The organism is Nocardia brasiliensis (assembly GCF_011801125.1).
GTDB classification, from domain to species: Bacteria; Actinomycetota; Actinomycetes; order Mycobacteriales; family Mycobacteriaceae; genus Nocardia; species Nocardia brasiliensis_C.
On sequence record NZ_CP046171.1, the window covers coordinates 7,355,435 to 7,378,001 of the forward strand.

The 22,567-nt window shown below is 69.7% G+C and carries 23 protein-coding genes; 14 read left to right on the forward strand and 9 right to left on the reverse strand.

Annotation, left to right across the window (positions count from 1 at the left end):
* Positions 1–48: 48 nt before the first annotated feature.
* From F5X71_RS33635 to F5X71_RS33655, 5 genes are all read right to left on the reverse strand, one after another.
* A complete protein-coding gene (locus F5X71_RS33635; RefSeq protein WP_167465595.1) occupies positions 49–1,137 on the reverse strand; it encodes an NAD(P)/FAD-dependent oxidoreductase in 1,089 nt (362 codons plus the stop codon).
* 90 nt (positions 1,138–1,227) lie between these two features.
* Positions 1,228–2,109: an RNA polymerase sigma-70 factor gene (locus F5X71_RS33640; protein ID WP_167466945.1), complete on the reverse strand. Its 882-nt coding sequence runs from the start codon at positions 2,107–2,109 to the stop codon at positions 1,228–1,230.
* Positions 2,110–2,395: 286 nt separating this feature from the next.
* Positions 2,396–3,298 (reverse strand): CDP-alcohol phosphatidyltransferase family protein, encoded by a 903-nt coding sequence (locus F5X71_RS33645; RefSeq protein ID WP_167466946.1) that lies wholly within the window; start codon positions 3,296–3,298, stop codon positions 2,396–2,398.
* The gene (locus tag F5X71_RS33650; protein ID WP_167465596.1) at positions 3,298–4,032 is read right to left on the reverse strand and encodes a phosphatidylserine decarboxylase; all 735 of its coding nucleotides are present in this window, start codon (positions 4,030–4,032) and stop codon (positions 3,298–3,300) included. The genes F5X71_RS33645 and F5X71_RS33650 overlap by 1 nt, the downstream gene beginning before the upstream one ends.
* A 100-nt stretch (positions 4,033–4,132) precedes the next feature.
* Positions 4,133–4,405, reverse strand: a complete 273-nt coding sequence (locus F5X71_RS33655; protein ID WP_167466947.1) for a GlsB/YeaQ/YmgE family stress response membrane protein — start codon at positions 4,403–4,405, stop codon at positions 4,133–4,135.
* A gap of 258 nt (positions 4,406–4,663) precedes the next feature.
* Between F5X71_RS33655 and F5X71_RS33660 the strand changes: the two genes are divergently transcribed.
* Positions 4,664–5,761: a beta-ketoacyl-ACP synthase III gene (locus F5X71_RS33660; protein WP_174817188.1), complete on the forward strand. Its 1,098-nt coding sequence runs from the start codon at positions 4,664–4,666 to the stop codon at positions 5,759–5,761.
* 134 nt (positions 5,762–5,895) lie between these two features.
* On the opposite strand, the gene F5X71_RS33665 is transcribed toward F5X71_RS33660, so the two are convergent.
* From F5X71_RS33665 to F5X71_RS33680, 4 genes are read right to left on the reverse strand one after another with little or no spacing between them, the layout of a single operon-like run.
* Positions 5,896–6,603 carry an SIMPL domain-containing protein gene (locus tag F5X71_RS33665; protein ID WP_167465597.1) on the reverse strand — a complete coding sequence of 236 codons (708 nt, stop codon included), beginning with the start codon at positions 6,601–6,603 and terminating at the stop codon, positions 5,896–5,898.
* Entirely contained in the window at positions 6,527–6,952 is a 426-nt protein-coding gene (locus tag F5X71_RS37875; protein WP_167465598.1) for an Imm8 family immunity protein, read from the reverse strand. Before F5X71_RS37875 ends, F5X71_RS33665 begins: the two co-directional genes overlap by 77 nt.
* A 25-nt stretch (positions 6,953–6,977) precedes the next feature.
* Positions 6,978–7,559, reverse strand: a complete 582-nt coding sequence (locus F5X71_RS33675) for a hypothetical protein (protein WP_167465599.1) — start codon at positions 7,557–7,559, stop codon at positions 6,978–6,980.
* A 54-nt stretch (positions 7,560–7,613) separates the two neighbouring features.
* Entirely contained in the window at positions 7,614–8,069 is a 456-nt protein-coding gene (locus tag F5X71_RS33680) for an SRPBCC family protein (RefSeq protein WP_167465600.1), read from the reverse strand.
* A gap of 204 nt (positions 8,070–8,273) precedes the next feature.
* On the opposite strand from F5X71_RS33680, the gene F5X71_RS33685 reads away from it, so the two are divergent.
* From F5X71_RS33685 to mnhG, 13 genes are all read left to right on the forward strand, one after another.
* Entirely contained in the window at positions 8,274–8,435 is a 162-nt protein-coding gene (locus F5X71_RS33685; RefSeq protein WP_167465601.1) for a hypothetical protein, read from the forward strand.
* A 67-nt stretch (positions 8,436–8,502) separates the two neighbouring features.
* A complete protein-coding gene (locus F5X71_RS33690) occupies positions 8,503–10,170 on the forward strand; it encodes an FAD-dependent oxidoreductase (RefSeq protein WP_167465602.1) in 1,668 nt (555 codons plus the stop codon).
* A gap of 15 nt (positions 10,171–10,185) precedes the next feature.
* Positions 10,186–11,688 carry an ATP-binding protein gene (locus tag F5X71_RS33695; protein WP_167465603.1) on the forward strand — a complete coding sequence of 501 codons (1,503 nt, stop codon included), beginning with the start codon at positions 10,186–10,188 and terminating at the stop codon, positions 11,686–11,688.
* A complete protein-coding gene (locus tag F5X71_RS33700) occupies positions 11,685–12,038 on the forward strand; it encodes a UBP-type zinc finger domain-containing protein (protein WP_167465604.1) in 354 nt (117 codons plus the stop codon). Before F5X71_RS33695 ends, F5X71_RS33700 begins: the two co-directional genes overlap by 4 nt.
* A 104-nt stretch (positions 12,039–12,142) precedes the next feature.
* Positions 12,143–12,568: a hypothetical protein gene (locus F5X71_RS33705; protein ID WP_167465605.1), complete on the forward strand. Its 426-nt coding sequence runs from the start codon at positions 12,143–12,145 to the stop codon at positions 12,566–12,568.
* A 67-nt stretch (positions 12,569–12,635) separates the two neighbouring features.
* On the forward strand, positions 12,636–14,936 hold the full coding sequence (locus tag F5X71_RS33710) for an AAA family ATPase (protein WP_167465606.1): 2,301 nt from the start codon (positions 12,636–12,638) through the stop codon (positions 14,934–14,936).
* A 135-nt stretch (positions 14,937–15,071) separates the two neighbouring features.
* Positions 15,072–16,364 (forward strand): hypothetical protein, encoded by a 1,293-nt coding sequence (locus tag F5X71_RS33715; protein ID WP_167465607.1) that lies wholly within the window; start codon positions 15,072–15,074, stop codon positions 16,362–16,364.
* A gap of 109 nt (positions 16,365–16,473) precedes the next feature.
* Entirely contained in the window at positions 16,474–19,374 is a 2,901-nt protein-coding gene (locus F5X71_RS33720) for a Na+/H+ antiporter subunit A (RefSeq protein ID WP_167465608.1), read from the forward strand.
* Entirely contained in the window at positions 19,371–19,754 is a 384-nt protein-coding gene (locus F5X71_RS33725; RefSeq protein ID WP_167465609.1) for a Na(+)/H(+) antiporter subunit C, read from the forward strand. Before F5X71_RS33720 ends, F5X71_RS33725 begins: the two co-directional genes overlap by 4 nt.
* Positions 19,751–21,367 (forward strand): Na+/H+ antiporter subunit D, encoded by a 1,617-nt coding sequence (locus F5X71_RS33730; protein ID WP_167465610.1) that lies wholly within the window; start codon positions 19,751–19,753, stop codon positions 21,365–21,367. Before F5X71_RS33725 ends, F5X71_RS33730 begins: the two co-directional genes overlap by 4 nt.
* The gene (locus tag F5X71_RS33735; RefSeq protein ID WP_428981425.1) at positions 21,364–21,933 is read left to right on the forward strand and encodes a Na+/H+ antiporter subunit E; all 570 of its coding nucleotides are present in this window, start codon (positions 21,364–21,366) and stop codon (positions 21,931–21,933) included. The genes F5X71_RS33730 and F5X71_RS33735 overlap by 4 nt, the downstream gene beginning before the upstream one ends.
* Positions 21,930–22,190, forward strand: coding sequence for a monovalent cation/H+ antiporter complex subunit F (locus tag F5X71_RS33740; protein WP_167465611.1), 261 nt, complete (start codon positions 21,930–21,932; stop codon positions 22,188–22,190). Before F5X71_RS33735 ends, F5X71_RS33740 begins: the two co-directional genes overlap by 4 nt.
* Before the next feature lie 31 nt (positions 22,191–22,221).
* A complete protein-coding gene (mnhG, locus tag F5X71_RS33745) occupies positions 22,222–22,557 on the forward strand; it encodes a monovalent cation/H(+) antiporter subunit G (protein ID WP_167465612.1) in 336 nt (111 codons plus the stop codon).
* Positions 22,558–22,567 lie beyond the last annotated feature (10 nt).

Here is a 22,567-nt window from a genome sequence, read left to right on the forward strand (position 1 = left end):
CCGCGACACCGCCCCGAAGCCCGCGCAGCGCCAGCCCCCAAGCCAGGACTAGGGCTGGGTCGCGCGCGCCGCGCCGCGCACCACCTGCTCTTTCGCCCAGGCCGCTGTCCGTCCGGTCAGCACGAACCGGGCCGGGGAATCGTCGGCATGCAGCGACTGGATGATGCCGTCGCGCCGCCCCAGGCTCATGGCCTGACCGAAATAGCGGAACCGCAGCGGTCGCGGTCGCGCCCCGCGCAGCCGCGCGGCGATGGCGTCGGCGACCTGCTTGCCGCCGGGCAGCGCGGTCGCACAGGCCATCCGCAGCGACCGGTCACCGGGACCCGCGACCACGGCACAGTCTCCGGCCGCGTAGACATCCGGATGCGAGATCGAGCGCAACGTGGTGTCGGTGCACACCCTGCCCATGCCGTCCACGGCGATGCCGGATCGGCGCGCCAGGTCGGGCACCCCGAAACCGGCCGTCCACACCGTGGCGGCGGCCTCGATCAGGGTGCCGTCCGCGAGCCGCACGCCCGCCGGGGTCACCTCGATAACCTTGGCGTCCGAATGGATCTCGACACCGAGCCGGTCGAGCACACGGGTGATGTGCGCCTGCGCCCGCGGCGAGAGCCAGGCACCGGGCGCCTCCGAACCGAGCAGCAGCACGCGCAGGTCGGGCCGGGACTCGCCCAGTTCCGCGGCCAGCTCGATGCCGGTGGAGCCGCTACCGACCACCGCGACGGTCCCGCTCGGCGCGACGAACCGGTCCGCGTCCTCCGGTGTCGCCACCGAGTACGCGTACCGGGCCACACCGGGTACGCCGGACAGATCGGCGACGCTGCCCAGTGTGTACACGAGCGTGTCGTAGCCGAGTTCGGTTCCGGTATCGAGCAATACCCGCTTACCCTCGGTATCGATCGACTCGGCGCGGGCACGGACGAAACCGATCTCCTTGCGCGCCAGCAGTTCTCTGATATCCCAGGCGGGAATCTCTTGCCCGGCGGCCTGCTGGTGCAGGCGTACGCGTTCGACGAAGCGCTCCCGTGCGTCGACGACGGTGATCTCGGCTCCGCGTGCCTTGCGCGCGAGACGGCGAGCTGCCGCCAGTCCCGCGTATCCGGCACCGAGGACGACGATCCGATGCTGTCCGGTCATGCTGTGACTCCTTTCGATCGGCCGACACACACCAGACCGAACAGGGCCACGATCCATGACAAACACGCACGTGAAGCGCGTCACGCCCGATCAGGAGGCGGACACGGCGAGATACTTCAGCTTCTGCGGGTTGATGATCAGTCGCAACGTGGCGATCGCGCCGTCGACCAGGTCGACGCCCGCGACCAGCAGCGGCGCCCCCTCGACCCGGACGACCGCGGCGGGCGCGCCGTTGATCTCCTCGATATGGATCTGCATGCCGGGCACCGCCCAGCGCAGCAAACCGCACAGATAGCGCGCGACGTTGCTCGACCCGACGATCTGCCGCCGCGCCGCGGTGACCTCGCCGCCGCCGTCGGCGGTCGCGGTCACGTCGGCGGCGAGCAGCTGTTGCAGCGCCGCCATGTCACCGTTGCGGGCCGCCTGCACGAACCGGCTGATCAGCTCGCCCGCGTGCGCGGGCGGGACATCGAAGCGCGGGCGATCCTGGCGCACCCGCTGCCCGGCACGGCGAAAGATCTGCTGCGAGTTGGCTTCTGTGATGGTGAGCATGTCCGCGATCTCGCGATGCGCGTAGCCGAAGGCCTCGCGCAGCACGAACACCGCGCGCTCGACCGGGGTCAATCGTTCCATCGCGGTGAGCAGCGCCAGCGAGACCAGTTCGCGCTCTTCCACGGTCTCCAGCGGACCCAGCTGACCGTTCGAGGTGGGCACGGGCTCGGGAATCCAGGGCCCGACGTAGGTCTCGCGACGAGCGCGCGCCGAAACCAGCCAGGTGCGACACTGATTCACCAGCACCGTGGTCAACCAGGCTTCCGCGGAACGGATCTCGGACCGATCGACGGCGTCCCAGCGCAGATACGTCTCCTGCACGGCGTCCTCGGCTTCCGCGGCCGAGCCGAGCATCCGGTAGGCGAGCGCGAACAGGCGAGGGCGATGTTCCTCGAATTCGCGCAACCCGTCCGGCTCCATCGCCACCTTCCTCCGCGCCCGACCGCTCGGCACGACCGTACCAATCCCCCGCGCGGACAGGCGTCCCCGTACCGCGCCGGAGGACGACTCGATACCGAGCAGCCGCCGCAGGCCGAAGCGGGCCGCGCCGAACCCGCCGATACCGAACCCTCCGAAGCCAACACCGCCGGCGGTCGCAAGAGTGTCCATACCCGGGAAGCCTGCTCGGTCGGACTTGCCAAGTCCTTAAGAAATCCCAGTGTTGAGAAGCCCGGCCCTTAAGAGGCCGGACCTCCAGGGGTTTCGCTCAGCGGGTGCGGTCGTCGAGATCGCGTTCTTTGGCGCCGGGCCTGCGCAGCCGCAGCCGCGCGGTGGAGCCCCGGATAGCCGGGCGGCGGATCACCGGACGCCGCTGTGCCCGCCGCTGCGCCCGGCGCTCGGCGGGCTTGTGCTGCCAGGTTTCCGGGCGCGCGGCGACCCAGCGCTGCGAATGCCAGGCGAACGGGATGTGGCACAGATACAGCGCGACCAGGATCAACAGCAGCACCGTCGGATAGGTCACCAGCAGCGCCGCGGCCAGTGCCACCAGCACCAGCAGCCCGGCGGCCGCCTGCGGCGCCACCGACACCGACTTCATCGCCAGCGTCGGCACGGTGCTCACGGCCAGCGCCGCGGCAAGCACGGTCCACGCGGCGACCGCGTAGAAACCGAGCCACCACCCGTCGCCGAACTGCACCGACAGCGCGATCGGCACCATCGCGATGAGCGCGGCCGCGGGCGCGGGCACGCCGACGAAGTACTCGCGCTCCCATTCCGGGCGGGTGTCGTCGTCGAGCAGGGTGTTGAACCGAGCCAGGCGCAGCACGATGCTCACCGCGAACAACAGCGCGATGATCCAGCCCGCCGTCTCGGTGTGCAACAGCGTCACGTAGAGCACGAGCGCGGGCGCGACGCCGAAGGAGATGGCGTCGGAGAGCGAGTCCAGCTCGGCGCCGATCTTGGTGGTGGCGTCGAGCATGCGGGCCAGCCTGCCGTCGAGGGTGTCCAGCACCGCGGCGGCGCCGATCATCGCGAGCGCGATGTCGAGCTGGTTGTCCAGCCCGAACTTCACCGCGGACAGGCCGGAGCACAGCGCGAGAATGGTCACCACACTCGGCAGCAACCGGATGGAGCGGCGCCGCCGTCGCTGGGTCGGAGCAGCCGCCTCCATCATGAACCGCTGGTGGCCGCGGACCCGAGCACCGCGAGCACGGTCTCACCGCCGATGGTGCGCTGCCCCGGCTCGACGAGCAGCTCGGTGCCCGCGGGGAAGTAGGTGTCCACCCGCGAGCCGAAGCGGATCAGGCCGTAGGTGTCGCCGATCGTCAGCACGTCACCCACCTGGGCGTCGCAGACGATCCGGCGCGCGAGCAGGCCCGCGATCTGCACCACGACCACCTGCTCGCCGTTCGCGGTGTCGAGCACCATGCTGTTGCGCTCGTTCACCGCGCTGGCCTCGGGCAGATCGGCGGAACGGAACTGCCCCGGCTGATGCAGCACGCTGCGCACCACACCGGACACCGGGGTGCGCTGCACATGCACGTCGAGCACGGAAAGGAAGATGCTCACCCGGGGCAGCGGCTGCTCGCCGAGACCCAGTTCCGCGGGGGGAGCGGCGGAGTCGACGAGCGCGATCTCGCCGTCGGCGGGCGCGACCACCACACCGGGACGGTTCGGCGGCACCCGATTCGGATGCCGGAAGAAGGTCGCGCACGCGGCGGCGGCCAGCAAACCCGTCCGGCGCACCCACTTACGCTTGCCGCCGACGACGGCGACAGCGAGCGGGGCGGCGACAAACGGAAGCCCGGCGGGATGCAACGGGGGAATCGCATTGCGGACCAGATCGGCGACATGGCCGACCCCGGTGCGTTCAGGCGTGCCGGGCGGCGTGGGACGGCGGGCCACAGGCTCCTCTTTCGTGCTAGATGCAGTCGGATCGCGCCGTCAACGACAGGACCGGCGCAAGCGTTCACACCTTACGGGAAGGGAGCCTGTGGCACGGCTGTCAGCTACGGACTTTGCGTCCCGTGACCAACCCGACGAGGAACAGCAGAATCACCGCGCCACCGAGGCAGGTGAAGAAGCTGAACCAGAGGCCACCGCCCTCGACGTCGACGCCGAGCAGCTTCAGCAGGAACCCGCCGAGTAGGCCACCCACGATGCCGACGACGATGTTCAACAGAATGCCCTGCTGGGCATCTGTCTTCATGATCTTGCTGGCAATCCACCCGGCAAGACCGCCGATGATGATCCACCCGATAATCCCGAGACCGAGCATGGTGTCCTCGCAATCCGCGCCAGCCGTCCGTTGTGCAGGACGGCCCGCACATAGTTGGGTTTCACGCCGCTGGAGCATTTGGCGTGCTACGAGGGTATACCCGCCGCTTGTGAGAATACGCACGACAAAACGGCGATTCTCGGGCTAATATGAGGTCGCCTCATGTCTACGGTTCCGTAGGGCGTGGCTGATGAGGGTTCCAATTCGAGGCTTCGGGGACAACCCGGCGGCGCCGCCGCAGGTACATAGGAGACGCAGATGGCTGCTCGAATCGCCCAAACCAGCGGGGCAGAGCACACGGCGATCCTCGGGCTCGGCGTATACCGCCCGGCCCGAGTCGTGACCAACGACGAGGTCGCGGGCCCGATCAACTCCAGCGACGAGTGGATCCGCACCAGGTCCGGGATCAAGACCCGGCGCTTCGCCTCGGCGGTGGAGACCGTGCAGAGCATGAGCGTCGCGGCCGCCCGCGGTGCGCTCGAATCCGCGGGCGTCGACGCCGACCAGGTCGACTGCGTGATCGTCGCGACCTCAACCCATCTGCTGCTCACCCCCGCCGCCGCACCGCGCATCGCCACCGAACTCGGCATGAACGGCTCGGCCGCCTTCGACGTGTCCGCCGGTTGCGCGGGCTTCTGTCACGCCCTCGCGCTGGCCTCCGATCTGGTGCGCTGCGGCACCGCGGGCCACGTGCTGGTGATCGGCGTGGAGAAGCTGACCGACACCATCAACCCGACCGATCGCTCCACCGCGTTCCTGTTCGCCGACGGCGCGGGCGCGGTCGTCGTCGGCCCGTCCGACGTCCCTGGCATCGGCCCCACCGTGTGGGGTTCGGACGGCACCCAGGCCCACGCGATCCGCCAGGACAAGGACTGGGTCGAGTTCTTCCGTGAGATCGAGGAGAAGGGCACCGACGCGGTGCGCCCGTACCTCGCGATGGAGGGCACCGCGGTCTTCCGCTGGGCCGCGCACTCGCTGGAGAAGGTGTGCCGCGACGCCGTCGACCGTGCCGGGCTGTCCACCGACGACCTGAACGCGATGATCCCGCACCAGGCCAACGGCCGGATCATCGAGATCATGGCCAGGGTGCTCGAGCTGCCGGAGAACTGCGCGCTGGCCAACGACATCGAGGAGACCGGCAACACCTCGGCCGCGTCCATCCCGCTCGCCATGGAATCGCTGCTGCGCAAGGGCGAATCGCAGCCGGGAGACACCGCGCTGCTCATCGCGTTCGGCGCCGGGCTCTCCTACGCGGCGCAGGTCGTCACGCTGCCCCGCTTCGCCGCCCCGGCCGCCCCCATCACCGCCGACACCTCGGATATCGAGTCGGTAGACGCCGAGGCCGCCACCGTCTGATCAGCAGCCGGGGCTCCCCGTACCGGCCGAGCTCGATCGACGCAGCCCGCTCCGATCAACGCGGGCACAGGCTTTCATCGGCGCTGTGCTCGATCAGCGCCGCCAGGGCTCCGTCAATTAGCCGCCGGGCATGATCAACGCAGCCCCCAGGTGACCTTCACCGTGAAGGTCACCGTCTGGGTGCCCGGTTCCAGTGGGACGGATTGCGGGGCCGCGTCCCGGGCGGACATCGTTGGCCTCTCTTCGCGGTTGCTCGCCTCGTTGATCGTGCGCACGCCCGACAGCTGCACGCCGGCCAGTACGGCGTACTGCTCGGCGCGGGCTTTCGCGTCGGCGAAGGCGCGGGCTCGGGCGTCGGCGAGCAGCTGCGAGTTGTCGTCGATCGCGAAAGACACCCCGCGCAACCGGGTTTCGTTGCCGCCCGCGGCGACCGCCGCGTCGAGCACAGCCGAGGCCTTGGCCAGATCGCGCACGACGACCCGAACCGAATTGCCCGCGCGGTAGCCGACTACCGTGTTCCGGTCCGTCCCGCCCGCGTACTCCGGCTGGATCGAGACATCGGTGGTGCGCACATCCTCGCGGGTCACGCCCGCCTCGGCCATGGCATCGGTCATCGCCTTGGCCTTCTCGTTCGCCTTCGCGACGGCGGCCGAGACCTTGTCCGCACGCACCTCCACCCCGAGGTCGGCGTTCAAGATGTCCGGCGCGCCGCGCACCTGCCCGGTACCGACAACGGTGACATCACGCTCAGCCCCCGGCTCGTCCTTACCGCAACCCGCCAGTACCACGGTGCTCACCGTCACCGCGGCAGCAACCGCCACCCACTGCGTCATTCGTCGCATACCCCGGCAACATACGCACCCGCGCCCCGCCGACGCGGGCGAACCGCCGAGCAACGATCCGCCCTAGGGGGTTCCCCGCGCACCGCGCCCCGGCCCCCTCAGTCCCGATAGTCCTCGAATTCCCGAGCCGCCCAATTTTCTCAGCCAACTCACCCCAGGTCGGTTCATCGAATTGCGCGACGAAATCCCGCACATATCGCTCGACCACATCGAGATCAATCCGTTCCATGATCAGCGCGTGGCGCCCACTGACCGGCACACCCCTCTTCGCTTCTGCCGCAAGCCAGTCGGCTGTGCAGACCAGAATGTCGAACGACTCCTCGCCAGGCCCGTACCGAGGGCCGACCAACGCCTGAACCCTTCCGTACCTGGGATCAGAGGGTCGAACGGATGATCAGTTCACCGGCGCGTCGGTGCGGGACCTCGGACAACTCACCGTGCCGCGCATCCAGCGGCGGCGCCAGTGCGACCAGTTCGGGTCGTGGATCGATCGGGATCGAACCACCCGCGACGATCGCATCCCAATCCAAGTCTTCGGTTGCGCCCCACAGGTCGACAACTGCTGCACGCAAATCGGTGGCCGGATGAAAAATGGTCGACGCCAATCTTTCGACGGAGACCTGTTGCTCATCGAGGCTCAGGCCGTCGAAACTGTATTCGTGCACCACGAGACCGTTTCCGACGCGCTGCACGGACGAGACGATATCCGTCTGATGGTCGAACCACATTTGAAAGGTCAGCCTGTCCCGATTTCGCAAAGACAAGTCGACCACGAGCCCATCACGAGAGACGAATACCTGCTCGCCGATTGTTTCCCAGCCAGCACTGACCTCGGAGATGGCCCCGGTCACAGGGTGGCCGAGGTGGAACCCGAGACCCTCGAGTTCCGCGAGCAGCCGCGCGGCTTTGTCCGTCGACCACGCTTCGACGTAGCGGAGAACGAAACCCTTGGACATCTCGACCGGCCCCTATCCCATAGAAAGCACCGACGGACGCGGAAGTCTGCGTGCTCAGCTGTGTCCTTCTACCGCGGCCTTGATCTTCTCCAGGGTTTCGGTCATGCCGCGGACGAGGACCGACTCGAAGGGGACTTCGCCGCCTAGTTTGGTGGCGATCAGCCTGCGGGACAGCCAGGTGGTGCCGCGGGAGACGTCGCGGCGCTCGACCAGCCGGGTGCCGGTCGCGGTGGGCTCGAGGGTGTAGCTCCAGATCGAGCGATTCTCGTTGATCCGAAACGCGAACACCTGGTTCGGTTCGAAACGCACTATGCGCCCGGTGGTCGGCCAGTACTGCTTGCCGTCGGTATTCAGGTGCAGCGTCCAGGTGCCCTTCCTCGGCGAGCCGAGCGGCAGGATCCGCACCAGCTGCGGGCTGAACTCCGGCATCCGCTTCAGGTCCGCGACGACCGGCCACACCTGCTCCGGCGGGGCGGAAATGTCAATGGCGGCTTCGAGATTCTGCGGCAACGGGGCCTCCGGGGTCCAGCGGGGCGGGCCGGTGGTTACGCGCCCGAACCTGTTCCATGGTTTATGCGTATTTTAATCCGAGGACAGTTGGATCACATTCAGCATGTTGCGCGCCGAATTCTGTAATGCCGAGCGCACAATGCGGGATAGACGAAGCAACGACACAGCCTCAGAGCTTTCCCGTCCAACGTGAGGTGATCGGCCGTGAAACTGCGCGCACTCCTACATCGTCGACATGCGGACCACGTTCCGCTGCTGCCGGGCGGCGACACCGAAGCAGGCACCGCCCGCGGCCCCTCCCCCGAGAACCTCGAACGTCTGCTCACCAACGACGAGCTCGATCTCATCCGGCACCACCTGCTCTGACCGGCCATATCGTCCGCCTCGAGCGAACGTTGACGCTGCGTTTCGCACGACCGTACATACTCGATAGGTGACTTCACCCGCTGCCACGAAACCGGCCATCCTGAGCGTCGACGATGATCCCGGGGTCTCCCGAGCGGTTGTCCGTGATCTACGCCGCCGCTACGGGGCCGAATACCGGATTCTGCGCGCGGAATCGGGCGCGCAGGCGCTCGAGGCGCTGCGTGAGATGAAACTGCGCGGCCAACCGGTCGCGGTCCTGATCGCCGATTACCGGATGCCGGGCATGGACGGCATCGAATTCCTGGAGCAGGCCATGGACCTGCACCCGTATGCCCGCCGCGTCCTGCTCACCGCGTACGCCGACACCAACGCCGCGATCAACGCCATCAACGTGGTCGACCTGGACCACTACCTGCTCAAGCCGTGGGATCCCCCGGAGGAGAAGCTGTATCCGGTGCTGGACGGGCTGCTCGACTCCTGGCGCAGCAGCGAGCATCGACCGGTGACCGAGACCAAGGTGGTCGGCAACCGCTGGTCGCCGCGGTCCTCGCAGGTGCGCGAGTTCCTGGCCCGCAATCAGCTGCCCTACCGGTGGTACCTGGCCGACGAGCCGGAGGGCGCGCGGCTGCTCGAGGCCGCGGGCGCCGATCCCGAGCGCTGCCCGGTGGTGATCACGGCCGCCGGTGACGCGCTGGTCCAGCCCTCGGACAGCCTGCTCGCGGAGCACGTCGGGCTCACCGTCAACGCGACCGGCGACTTCTACGATCTGATCGTGGTCGGCGGCGGTCCGGCCGGGCTGGGCGCCGCGGTGTACGGCGCCTCCGAGGGACTGCGCACGGTGCTGGTGGAGCGCACGGCGACCGGCGGACAGGCCGGGCAGAGCTCGCGCATCGAGAACTATCTCGGCTTCCCGGACGGTGTGTCGGGCGCCCAGCTGGCCGACCGGGCCCGCCGCCAGGCGGCGAAGTTCGGCGCCGAGGTGATCACCACCCGCGAGGTGGTCGGGCTGGAGGTGAACGGTTCGGCGCGCACGGTGCGCTTCGCCGACGGCGGCAGGCTGTGCGCGCACACGGTGATCATCGCGACCGGCGTGGACTATCGCAGGCATCCGGCGCCCGGCGTCGACGAGTTCACCGGGCGCGGGGTCTATTACGGCTCTGCGATGACCGAGGCGTCCGAGTGCGCCGATCGCGACGTCTACATCGTGGGCGGGGCGAACTCCGCGGGTCAGGCCGCGGTGTTCCTGTCCCGCAACGCGAAGACGGTGCACCTGGTGGTGCGCGCGGACTCGCTGGACAAGTCGATGTCGCACTACCTGATCCAGCAGATCGCGCAGATCCCGAACATCAAGGTGCACACCAACACCGAGGTGAGCGCCGCCGACGGCGACGACCACCTGCAACAGATCGTGCTGCGCGACAACGTCTCCGGCGCCGAGGAGAAGGCAGAGGCCGAGCGGCTGTTCCTGTTCATCGGCGCCGCACCGCAAACCGATTGGCTCGACGGCGTGGTCAAGCGCGACGATGCGGGCTTCGTGCTGGCCGGGCCGGACCTGATGGTCGACGGCGCGCGGCCCGCGGGCTGGGAATTGCCCAGGCCGCCACACCATTTGGAGACGAGCGTGCCCGGCGTGTTCGTGGCGGGCGACGTGCACGCCGATTCCGCCAAGCGGGTCGCCTCGGCGGTCGGCGAGGGTGCGATGGCCGTGATGCTCGTGCACCGGTACCTCGCGTAAACAGGAGGCTGGCAGATGAATTCGAACGACACCGCGGACCGCAGCAGCAGGCTGGTCTGCGACCCCGCGGAACTGCGCACGCTGTTCCTGTTCGAGAAGTTGAACGACGAGCAGCTGGCGTGGCTGTGCCGGGACGGGCGGATCGAGACGATCGAGCCCGGCCTCGTCTTCCGCGAGGGCGACCCGGCCACCTGCTTCTACGTGCTGATGGACGGCGAGGTCGTGCTGACCAAACTGTCCGGCGGCACGGAGGTCGAGCTGGTGCGCACGCAGCATCACGGCTCCTACGCGGGCGCGTGGAGCGCCTATCTCGGCGACAAGGTCGACCAGACCTACAACAGCTCGATGTCGGTGACCAGGACGTCACGGTTCTACGTGCTCGACGCCGCGATTTTCGCGCAGATGATGCACGAGTGGTTCCCGATGGCGGTGCACCTGCTCGAGGGCGTGTTCTTCGGCAACCGCAACGCCAACGCCAGGGTCGGCCAGCGCGAGCGGCTGCTCGCCCTCGGCTCGCTGTCGGCGGGCCTGACCCACGAACTGAACAACCCCGCCGCCGCCGCCGTCCGGGCCACCTCCGGCCTGCGCGAACGGGTCGCGGGCATGCGGCACAAGCTGGCCATGATGGCCGACGGGAAGTTCGACACCGCCTCCCTCGGCGCGCTGGTGCGGCTGCAGGAGGAGGCGGCCGCGCAGGTGGCCAAGGCGCCCGAGCTCACCCCGATGGAGGCCGCCGATCGCGAGGACCTGCTCGGTGAGTGGCTCGAGGAGCACGGCATCGTCGACGGCTGGAACCTTGCGCCGAACTTCGTGCAGGCCGGCTTCGACGTGGACTGGCTCGAGCGGGTGGCAGGCACCCTGGAGGGCTGCACCGAGCAGGTGTTCCAGGGCGCGATCCGCTGGTTGAACTACACCATCGAGACCGAGCTGATGATGAACGAGATCGCGGACTCGACCACCAGGATCTCGTCCCTGGTCAACGCGGCCAAGCAGTATTCGCAGATGGACCGGGCGCCGTTCCAGGTGGTCGACATCCACGATCTGCTCGACAGCACGCTGGTGATGCTGAGCCGCAAGATCGGTGACGGCGTCGAAGTGGTCAAGGACTACGACCGCGCGCTGCCCGAAGTACCGTGCTACGCGGCGGAATTGAACCAGGTGTGGACCAACCTGATCGACAACGCGGTGTACGCGATGCAGGGCCGTGGCACGCTGACCATCCGCACCAGGCACGAAAACGACTGTGCCGTCGTCGAAATCGGGGACACCGGGCCCGGCATTCCGGACGACGTGCGCACCAGGATCTTCGAACCGTTCTTCACCACCAAGCCGATGGGCGAGGGCACCGGGCTGGGCCTGGACATCTCGTTCCGGATCGTGGTGAACAAGCACGACGGCGACATCCAGGTCGACTCCGTGCCTGGCAACACACGGTTCACGGTCTGGTTGCCGCTGCACCCGAACACGGACAACACCACCGACGACGCCACCCCATCGACCGCAGGAGAGCAGCGATGACAGCGGAACTCGAAGGCATCGACCCCGGCGCGGCGCCGAGCGGCACCGGCTGTCTGGAATGCGAACAGGCACAAGGCTGGTGGGTGCACCTGCGCCGGTGCGCGCAGTGCGGCCACATCGGCTGTTGCGACTCCTCGCCGCAGCAGCACGCGAGCAAGCACGCGAAAGCGACCGGCCACCCGTTCATTCAGAGCTTCGAACCGGGCGAGGACTGGTATTGGAACTTCCAGACCGAGCAAATGTACGGCGACGGACCGGAACTCGCGCCGCCGACCAGCCACCCCGCCGACCAGGGCGCGCCCGGTCCGCGTGACCGGGTGCCAGCGGACTGGCGGGCACACATCCACTGATCCCGGTAAACCGGTACGCTGCACCGAGCACGCCGCAGGCCCCGGTATTCCGCGATGGTCCGTGGCGTGCTGATTCCACAAGAACCCATCGGGGAAAGCACGGTATGAAGCGAACATCCGCCATCGTCCTCGCCGCCGGGACGGTGGCCTTGCTGCTGGCCGGCTGCGGCCAGTCCTCGACCGACGCCGGCGACGCGACCAGCTCGCGGCCGAGCAGCTCGACCAGCGCCGCGGCCGCGGCACCGAGCGCGCCCGCCGCGGCGAGCAGCACCGCGACGCCGGGCAACGCGGGCGCCGACGCGCCGGGCAACGCGGCAGCGGACCCGTCGAAGACCACCTGCGCCGAGTTCAAGAAACTCGACAGCGAGGCGGAGAAGGCACTGATCGAGCAGCTGCTGGCGCAGAATCCGGACAGCACATTCGCGGGCAGCCCGAACGTCGCGCTCGGCACCGCGAAGCTGGTCTGCCTGTCCGGCAGCGTGGCCGAGACGCCGGTGGGCGTCGCCGCCGGGATCGTCGCGAAGAAGTAGGCACCGGCTCAGTAGCGGGTCACGCCGTCCCGGCCACGGGCCCGCGTCGGCACGGCAGAATGGCACGGTGGCAGAACTAGCGCTCACCGCTCGATGGAATCCGTCCGCTGCCGACGCCCGCCGCGGGGTGGTGCGGCTGCATCCAGAGGCGCTGGCCGCGCTCGGACTGCGAGAGTGGGACGGCATCGCGCTGGTCGGCGCGCGGCGCACGGCCGCGGTGGTCGGCGTCGCGCCCGCGGGTACCCCGACCGGCATCGCGTTGCTCGACGACGTGACGCTGTCCAACGCGGGGCTGCGGGAGAACGCCACCGTGATCGTCGCGCCGGTCACCGTGTACGGGGCGAAGCAGATCTCGGTGAGCGGTTCGGTGCAGGCGACCCGCACCATCGCGGCGGCGACCCTGCGCCAGGCCCTGCTCGGCAAGGTGGTCACCGTGGGCGACGCGGTCTCGCTGCTGCCCCGCGACCTCGGCCCCGACATCAGTTCCGCCGCTGCCGCCCAGGCACTTTCGCGCACCTTCGGCATCGCCTGGACCACCGAGCTGCTCACCGTCACCGCCACCGATCCGCACGGGCCGGTCAGCGTGCAGCCGAACACCGCGGTCGTGTGGGGCGCGGGGGCGGTCGCGGCGCGCGACGCCGCCGACCGGGCGCAGGCCGGGGAGCCCGCCCCCACCGGCGCCGCCGCCCAGGCCGCGACCGAGGCCGCAGCCTTCGACGGCGCGGCCGCGGTGAACGGCGCGCCTGCGGGCAGGCACGGCGCGGTGCGCGATGTCGCGCCGCGGATCACCGTCAAGGATCTGGCGGGCGCGCACAGCCAGGCGAGCAAGCTCGCGGAGTGGCTCAGCCTCGCCCTCGACGAGCCCGAGCTGCTCAAAACCCTCGGCGCCACACCGCATCTCGGCGTCCTGATCACCGGGCCCGCGGGGGTCGGCAAGGCGACGCTGGCGCGCGCGGTCACCGCCCCGCGCCGCATCGTCGAACTCGACGGCCCGACCATCGGCGCGGCCGAGAGCGGCACCCGGCTGCGCGAGGTCGCCGAGGCGGTCGCCGACGCGTGTTCCGGCCAGGGCGGCATCCTGCTGATCACCGACATCGACGCGCTGCTGCCCGCGCAGGCCGAGCCGGTCGCCACGCTCATCCTCGATCAGCTGCGCGCCGCCGTCGCCGAACCGTGCGTCGCGTTCCTGGCCACCACGGCGCATCCCGCCGATGTCGATGCCCGGCTGCGCGCGCCCGACCTGTGCGACCGTGAACTCGCGCTGGCGCTGCCCACCGCCGCAGTGCGCCGATCGCTGCTGGAGCAGCTGCTGCGCCAGGTACCGGTCGCCGACCTGCGCCTAGACGACATCGCCGCGCGCACACCGGGTTTCGTCGTCTCCGACCTGGCGGCACTGTGCCGGGAGGCGGCGTTGCGCGCGGCATCGCGGGCGAGCAAGGAACACACCGACCCGCGATTGACCCAACCGGATCTGCTCGACGCGCTGACCGTGATCCGCCCGCTCTCGCGCTCCGGCATGGACGAACCCGCCATCGGCAGCCTCACCCTGGACGAGGTCGGCGACATGGTGGAGACCAAGCAGGCCCTCACCGAAACCGTGTTGTGGCCGCTGCGACACCCGGATTCGTTCGCGCGCCTCGGCGTCGACCCGCCGCGCGGCGTGCTGCTCTACGGCCCGCCCGGCTGCGGCAAGACCTTCCTGGTGCGCGCGCTGGCCGGTACCGGTCAGCTGAGTGTGCACACCGTCAAGGGCGCCGAGCTGATGGACAAGTGGGTCGGCTCGTCCGAGCGGGCGGTGCGCGAATTGTTCCAGCGCGCCCGCGATTCCGCGCCGTCGCTGATCTTCCTCGACGAGGTCGACGCGCTCGCCCCGCGGCGCGGGCAGAGCAGCGACTCCGGGGTCGGCGATCGCGTGGTCGCCGCGCTGCTCACCGAACTCGACGGGGTGGAACCGCTGCGCGATGTCGTGGTGCTCGGCGCGACGAACCGTCCCGAGCTGATCGATCCTGCCCTGCTGCGGCCCGGCAGGCTGGAACGGCTGGTCTTCGTGCCGCCGCCGGACAGCGCGGCCCGGCTGGCCATCCTGCGCACGGCGGGCCGCTCGGTGCCGCTGGCCGGTGACGTCGATCTGCCCGCGCTGGCACGCGGCCTCGACGGGTTCTCCGCGGCCGACTGCGCCGCCCTGCTGCGCGAGGCGGCGCTGGCGGCGATGCGCCGCGATGTCGAGGCCGCCGATGTCACCGCGGCCGACGTGGCGGCGGCGCGCACCGTGGTGCGCGCCTCGCTGGACCCGCTCCAGGTCGAATCGCTGCGCCGCTACGCCGACGCCAAGGGACAGCCGACCGGCAGCGAGGGCCGCTACCTCTAGCAATCGGCGACAGCACGGCAAACGCGCCGTAAAGGCACAGTTTCCGATGTCACCACCACCTCGACATACCCGGGCAAAGTGGTGGCAATCACAGGCTCGACCGGCGCGCGCGGGTATGTTCGGCACGTGCGGCGGATGGGTGATGCGTTCGACGCGATCGCGGCGTTCTTCGGCGCCGCGGTCGCGGGTGTGACGCTGTTCCTGCCGGTCACCTTCAGCGCGATCCGCGACAGCACGCCCTACCGGATCACCAACCTCGTCAACAGCGTGCCGCGCGGCGCCGCGATCGGCGTGATCGTCGCGGTCGCCGTCGCGGTGATCGTGTGCACCGCGGCCCGCCCGGCCACCGCGTGGCTGACCGCGCTGCTCGGCGCGCTCGCACAGCTGATCAACCACATTGCGGGCGAACAGGTTTCCTCCGCCGACATGCTGACCACGCAGAACTACATCGACGCGGTGTGCGCCGGGATCGTGCTCGGCGGCCTCGGCGCCGCCGTGCTGCGCAGGCCGCTGCCCGCGGTGGGTCTCGCCCTCGGCGCTGCCGGATTCTTCGTGTTCAGCGACCTGTCCGCGCTGCTGCACATCGACCTCGACCCCTTCGCCGTGCTGGAAACGCCGCCGCGCTGGCTCATCGTGCTGGCGCTGGTGCTGCTCGTCTTCAGCACGATGCGCAATTGGTCGGCCACCGACGAGCAGCCGCAGCGGGCGTCGGTCGAGCTGCCGATCACGCCGATTCTCGCGGCGCTGGTGCTCGCGCTGGTGATCCTCGCCGTCACCGAGTGGCTGACCAAGCAGTTCAGCAACGCGCCCGGCAGCAATCACGCGGTCGACATCGGGCTGGCCGCCGCGGCCACGATCGCGGCCGCCACGGTGGCGGCGATGCTGCTGCCCGGCCGCGACGGCGCGGCGGTCTATCTCGCGGTCGCGCTGACCGCGGCCGCCGACGCGTTCGGTTACGCGCCACGGCCCGCCTGGACCGTCTGGGGCATGGTCGCGCTGACCGCCATCGGCATCCTGGCCGGTGTTCGGATGCCCTCGATGACGCTGGCCGTCACCTTGATCGCGGGCATCGCCGGGTTCGCCGTGCTGACCCCGCCGGACGCGAACCGGCTGCTGTTCGCGGCGAGCAGCGCGGTGCTGGCGCTCACCGCGGGCTACTGCTGCGCCACCGCGCGACCGCGCTACGCCCCGAGCGGCGTGCTGGCGTTGTCGGCGCTCTACCTGCCTTCGGTGGTGACCGCGCTGCCGGACACCGAGAAGGCCTGGCACGATCCGGGCACGGCCGACTACAACAGCACCCCGGGGCGCGCCGCGCTGACCATCGCGCTCGGCAGCGCGGTCGGGCTCGCCGTGCTGTATCGGCTGCGGCCACGTGGCAGGCCGCGCGCGAGCGGATCGACGCCCGACGCCGCGTTAGCGGATATATAGCCTGACCAGCGCGGGATGGCCGACGCCATAGCCGACGGGAAGCGGAAAGTCCCAGGCTCCGAGTAGGATTGTCTCGCACGACCCCGCCCCCTACCGGACGGAGTGCAGTTTGCTCGCAATCCTGCTCGCCATCGCCGCCACCGCGCTCGTCGCACCGTTGTGGGTGAAGGCATTGGGGCGCAACGCTTTCTATGTCCTGGCGCTGGCACCCCTCGGCTGCCTCGGCTGGGTGATCGCGAATTGGGGTAGCACACAGCAGGTTCGGCTCGCCTGGGCGCCGAGCATCGCGATGAACATCGATCTGCGCTTCGATTCGCTCGCCGCGATCATGGCCGTGCTCGTGCTCGGCATCGGCGCGCTGATCCTGGTCTACTGCGCTCGGTACTTCGACGACGACGAGCCGCGGCTCGGGTTGTTCGCCGCCGAACTCGTCGGCTTCGCCTGCGCCATGTTCGGACTCGTGACGAGCGACAACATGTTGCTGCTCTTCGTCTTCTGGGAAGTGACGACCGTGCTGTCGTTCCTGCTCGTCGGCCACTACGCCGAACGGGCGGACAGCAGGCGCGCGGCGATCCAGGCCCTGCTGGTGACCGCCGCGGGCGGGCTGGCGATGCTCGTCGGCTTGATCATCCTCGGCGAGGCGAGCGGCAGCTATCTATTCTCGGACCTGCTGGCCAGGGCACAACCGCCGAGCGGGCTCGCGGTGAACGTCGCGCTGGTGCTGATCCTGGTCGGCGCGCTCAGCAAGTCCGCGGTGGTGCCGCTGCACTTCTGGTTGCCCGGCGCGATGGCGGCGCCGACCCCGGTCAGCGCCTACCTGCACGCCGCGGCGATGGTGAAAGCCGGTGTGTACCTGGTGGCGCGGCTGGCGCCGGTCTTCGCGGGCAACCCGGTCTGGCATCCGCTCGTGCTCACCCTCGGGCTGGCCTCGATGCTGCTGGCCGGGTTGCGCGCGATGGAGGTGGCCGATCTGAAACTGGTGCTCGCGTTCGGCACGGTGAGTCAATTGGGCTTCCTGATCGTGCTGGTCGGTGTGGGCACCCCGGCCGCGGCGCTGGCCGGTGCGGCTCTGATCGTGGCGCACGCGCTGTTCAAGGCCTGCCTGTTCATGGTGGTCGGCATCATCGATCACAGCGCGGGCACCAGGGACCTGCGCAAACTCACCGGGCTCGGCCGCAGGGCCCCGGTGCTGTGCGGCATCGCCGTGCTCGCCGCAGCGAGCATGGCGGGTATTCCGCCACTGGTCGGGTTCGTCGGAAAGGAGAGCGCGCTCAGCGCGATCCTGGACGCGGACAATCTCGCCGAACCGGCCAAGGCGGCGCTCGCCGTCGGCGTGGTGTTGGGCTCGATGCTGACCGTCGGCTACAGCATCCGTTTCGTCTGGGGCGCCTTCGCCGACAAGCCGGGCCAGCCGACCCCGCACGGCGCGCATCGAGTCCGCCGCGTCACCGAATACCTCGATGCCGGCGACAAGCAGGCACCGGACCGGGAGCCGAACTGGCACGCACCCGGCGCGCTGTTCCTCGCCGCGCCCGCGGTCCTCGCCGTGGCGAGCCTCGCCGCGGGCCTGGCCGCGCCCGGCCTGAACCGGCTGGTCAGCCCGTACGCGGAAACCCTGCCGACGGAGCTGGTTTCGCATCTGTCGCTGTGGCACGGGGTGAATCTCGCCCTGCTGCTGACCGTGCTGGTGATCGCGGGCGGTATCGCGCTGTTCCAGCTGCGCGACCGGCTGCGCGATCCGGCGCATCCGCGCCTTGGCAACGCCGACCGCGCCTACGACGCCACGCTGCGCGCGATGGATCGGCTGTCGCTGCGGATGACCGGCGCGGTGCAGCGCGGCTCGTTGCCGTTGAGTCAGGCGACCATCCTGAGCACCCTGATCATCCTGCCCGCGGTGCTGCTCGCGGTCGGCACCCGCACCGGAGTCGAACTGCGCCTGTGGGATTCGCCGCTGCAGGCGGTGATCGGCGGCATCATGATCGCGATGGCGCTCGGCGCGACCGTGCTGCGCAACCGGCTGGCCGGGGTGCTCGTGGTCGGCGTCACCGGCTACGGCTGCGGCGTGATCTTCGCGCTGCACGGCGCGCCCGATCTGGCGCTAACCCAATTCCTGGTCGAGACACTGACATTGGTGATCTTCGTGCTCGTGCTGCGCGCCTTCCCCGCCGAGATCGAGGAGAGCAAGGCGACCGCGTTCAAGGCGCGCCGCGCGATCCTGGCGGCGCTGGTCGGCACGGCCGTCACGGTATTCGCCGCGTTCGCCACCGCGGCCCGCACCGCGGAGCCGATCTGGCGCCGGATCCCCGACGCCGCTTACGAATTCGGCGGCGGCAAGAACGCCGTCAACGTGCTGCTCGTCGATATCCGCGCGTGGGACACCCTCGGCGAGATCTCGGTGCTCGTGGTCGCCGCGACCGGCGTCGCCTCCCTGGTGTTCCGCAGCCGTCGCTTCGGCAGCGCACCGCGCGCCGCCGACTCCCCGCACTACGACCCGGATCTGGTGAGCTGGCTGCCCGCCGGGCGGCTGGTCGATCGCGCGGAACGCTCGATGGTCCTGCAGATCACCACCCGCCTGGTGTTCCCCACCATCATGGTGTTGTCGGTGTACTTCTTCTTCTCCGGGCACAACGCGCCCGGCGGCGGGTTCGCGGGCGGTCTCACCGCCGGGCTCGCGCTGACGCTGCGCTATCTGGCGGGCGGGCGCTACGAACTCGGCGAGGCATTGCCGGTCGACGCGGGCCATCTGCTGGGCGCCGGGCTCACCCTCGCCGCCGGAACCGCGGGCGCCTCGCTGTTTTTCGGCGCACCGCCGCTGTCCTCGGCGATCTTCGAGGTGACCCTGCCGGTGCTCGGCCACGTCAAACTGGTGACCGCGCTGTTCTTCGATCTCGGTGTCTACCTGATCGTCGTCGGCCTGGTGCTCGACGTGCTGCGCAGCCTCGGGGCCCGCCTGGACAGCGAGTTGGCCACCGACACCACCGCGACGACGAAGGGAGGTGCGGCGCGATGACGGCGAATCTGACCCTGCTCATCGTCATCGGGGTGCTGGTCGCGTGCGGGGTCTATCTCATCCTCGAGCGCGCGGTATCGAAGATGCTGCTCGGCATGATCCTGTTCGGCAACGCGGTGAACCTGTTGATCATCACGCTGGCCGGGCCCGACGGGCGCGCGCCGATCCAGGGCCAGTCCGACACCACTTCGCGCGACACCGCCGATCCGCTGGCCCAGGCGATGGTGCTCACCGCCATCGTGATCACCATGGGGATCGCGGCGTTCGTGCTCGCGCTCGCCTACCGTTCCTTCACGCTGACCACCACGGACGATGTCGAAAACGACCAGGAGGACGTGGATCTGGCGCGCAGGCGCGAGCGAGAGGACCCGGAAGCGTGAGCCTTTCCCCCGACCTGCTGCGCGTCCTGATGCCGCTGCCCGTGCTGGTGCCGCTGCTCGCGGCCGCTGGCACGCTGGTCTACGGCCGCAGACCGCGCACCCAGCGCGTCATCATGCTGAGCGCGCTCGCCGCCGTCGTCGTCATCTGCGCCTTCCTGCTGTACCTGACCGACCGGCACGGCACCACCGCGGTGCAGGTCGGCGGCTGGGAGACCCCCATCGGCATCACGCTGGTGGTGGACCGGCTCTCGGCGGCGATGCTGCTGGTCTCGTCCATCGTGCTGCTCGCGGTCGCGGTTTACGGTGCGGGACAGAACATCCGCGACGGCGACCAGCGCCAGCCCACCTCGATCTACCGACCCACCTACCTGGTGCTCACCGGCGGTGTCTCGGCCGCCTTCCTCGCCGGTGACCTGTTCAATCTGTTCGTCGGCTTCGAGATCCTGCTCGCCGCGTCGTTCGTGCTGCTGACCGTCGGCGGCACCGCCGCCCGCATCCGCGCCGGTGTGTCCTACGTGATGGTCTCGATGCTCGCCTCGCTGATCTTCCTGACCGGCATCGCGATGACCTACGCGGCCACCGGCACGCTGAACCTGGCCCAGCTCGCCGAGCGGATCGGGGCGGTGCCGGAGGGCATCCGCACGGCCATCTACGCGGTGCTGCTGGTGTCGTTCGGGATCAAGGCGGCGGTGTTCCCGCTGTCGAGCTGGCTGCCCGACTCCTACCCCACCGCGCCGGCGCCGGTGACCGCGGTGTTCGCCGGCCTGCTCACCAAAGTCGGTGTGTACGCGATCATTCGGACCCATTCGCTGCTGTTCCCCGGCGGCGAGTTCGAGTCCATTCTGCTGGTGTGCGGGCTGCTCACCATGCTGGTCGGCATCCTCGGCGCGATCGCGCAGAGCGATATCCGCCGACTGCTGTCGTTCACGCTGGTCAGCCACATCGGCTACATGGTGTTCGGCGTGGGACTGGCCAGTGTGTCCGGCCTGGCCGGCGCGGTCTTCTATGTGGCGCACCACATTCTGGTGCAGACCTCGCTGTTCCTGGTGGTCGGCCTGATCGAGCGGCAGGCGGGCTCGACGTCGCTGCGCAGGCTCGGCGGGTTGGCCGCAGCCAGTCCGGTGCTCGCGGTGCTGTTCCTGATCCCCGCGCTGAATCTCGGTGGTATTCCGCCGTTCTCGGGGTTCATCGGCAAGGTGGCGCTGCTGCAGGCGGGCGCGCAGGACGGCAGCGTGCTGGCCTGGGTATTGGTCGGCGGGTCGGTGCTGACCAGCCTGCTCACGCTGTACGCCGTGGCGCGGGTGTGGAGCAAGGCATTCTGGCGACCGCGTGCGGAGGCGCCGGAGGGGCATCTGTCGGCGGCGCGGACACCGTCGCTGATCGAGGACACCACCGACGTGCTCTACGACGAGCGCACCGATCCCGGCCGGATGCCGCTGCCGATGGTCGGCTCGACCGCGGCGCTGGTCGCGGTGGGCCTCAGCCTGACGGTGCTCGCCGGTCCGATGCTGCGCATCGCCGACCGCGCGGCGGCGGATCTGCGGGATCCCGGCGTGTATATCACCGCGGTACTGGGCGTTTCGGCGCCCGCCGAACCAGGTGACGGCCGATGACCGCCCGGCGGTGGCAGCGCGGCGTGAGCCGGGAGCATGCCGTTCGCATCGGCGTCCTGAGCTGGCTCACGGTGGTGTGGATCGCGCTGTGGGGCGATCTCAGCGCGGCCAACCTGCTGGCGGGCGTCGCGGTCGGCACGTTGCTCATGCTGGCGCTGCCGCTGCCACGGGTGCCGGTCGGCGGTCGGCTGCACCCGCTGTCGCTGCTCCAATTGGTCTTCGTCGCTTCGTATTACGCGATCGAGTCGAGTGTGCAGGTGGCCTGGTTCGCCATCCGCCCCGCCCCGCCCCCGGTGTCCGGGGTGCTGCGGGTCTACCTGAGCACCAAGTCCGATCTGGTGCTCGTGCTGTGCGTCGACGTGCTGAATCTGATCCCGGGCACCATGGTGCTCGAGATCGACCGGCGGCGCTGCGTCGTCTACGTCCACGTGCTCGACGTCAGCAGCGACGACGCGGTGGACAAGTTCTATCGGACCACCCGGCGCCTGGAGCAGCTGCTCATCTCGTCGTTCGAGCGGCCGACCGAATGGCGTTCGACCGCAACACCTCCGGAGGTGCTCCCGTGACCGTCGTCGCCATCGTGGCCGGGGTCATGCTGACCGTCGCCGCCATCCTGACCAGCTATCGCACGCTGGCCGGGCCGAGCACGCTGGACCGGGTCGTCGGCATCGACTCGCTGATGGCGATCGCCGCGTCCGGCCTGGCGGTCTGGGCGGCCTACAGCCAGGACAGCACGCTGTTGCCCGCGATCATCGCGCTGGCGCTGGTCGGCTTCCTCGGCTCGGCCGCCGTGTCCCGCTTCCGCGTCCGGGACGACCAATGATCCGCACCCACCCGAGCCCCGGAGCCGCCCGATGACCCTGTCGCAGTGGCTGTCCGCCGCGTTGATCCTGTTCGGCGCCACCCTCGCGCTCACCGCGGCGATCGGGATCGTGCGATTCCCCGACACCCTCACCCGCATGCACGCCGCCACCAAACCCCAGGTGGTCGGCCTCATCCTCGTGCTCACCGGCGCGGGCATCGAGCTCTACGGCCACGGCAACGTCTGGGCCATGATCCTGGTAGGCCTGTTCACCCTGCTCACCGCGCCCGTAGTAGCCCACCTGATCGGCCGCACCGCCTACCGCGAACAACGCCACCGCGACGGCCTGCTCACCGTCAACGAACTAGGCAACGAAATCGACAACTGACCCTCCTGTA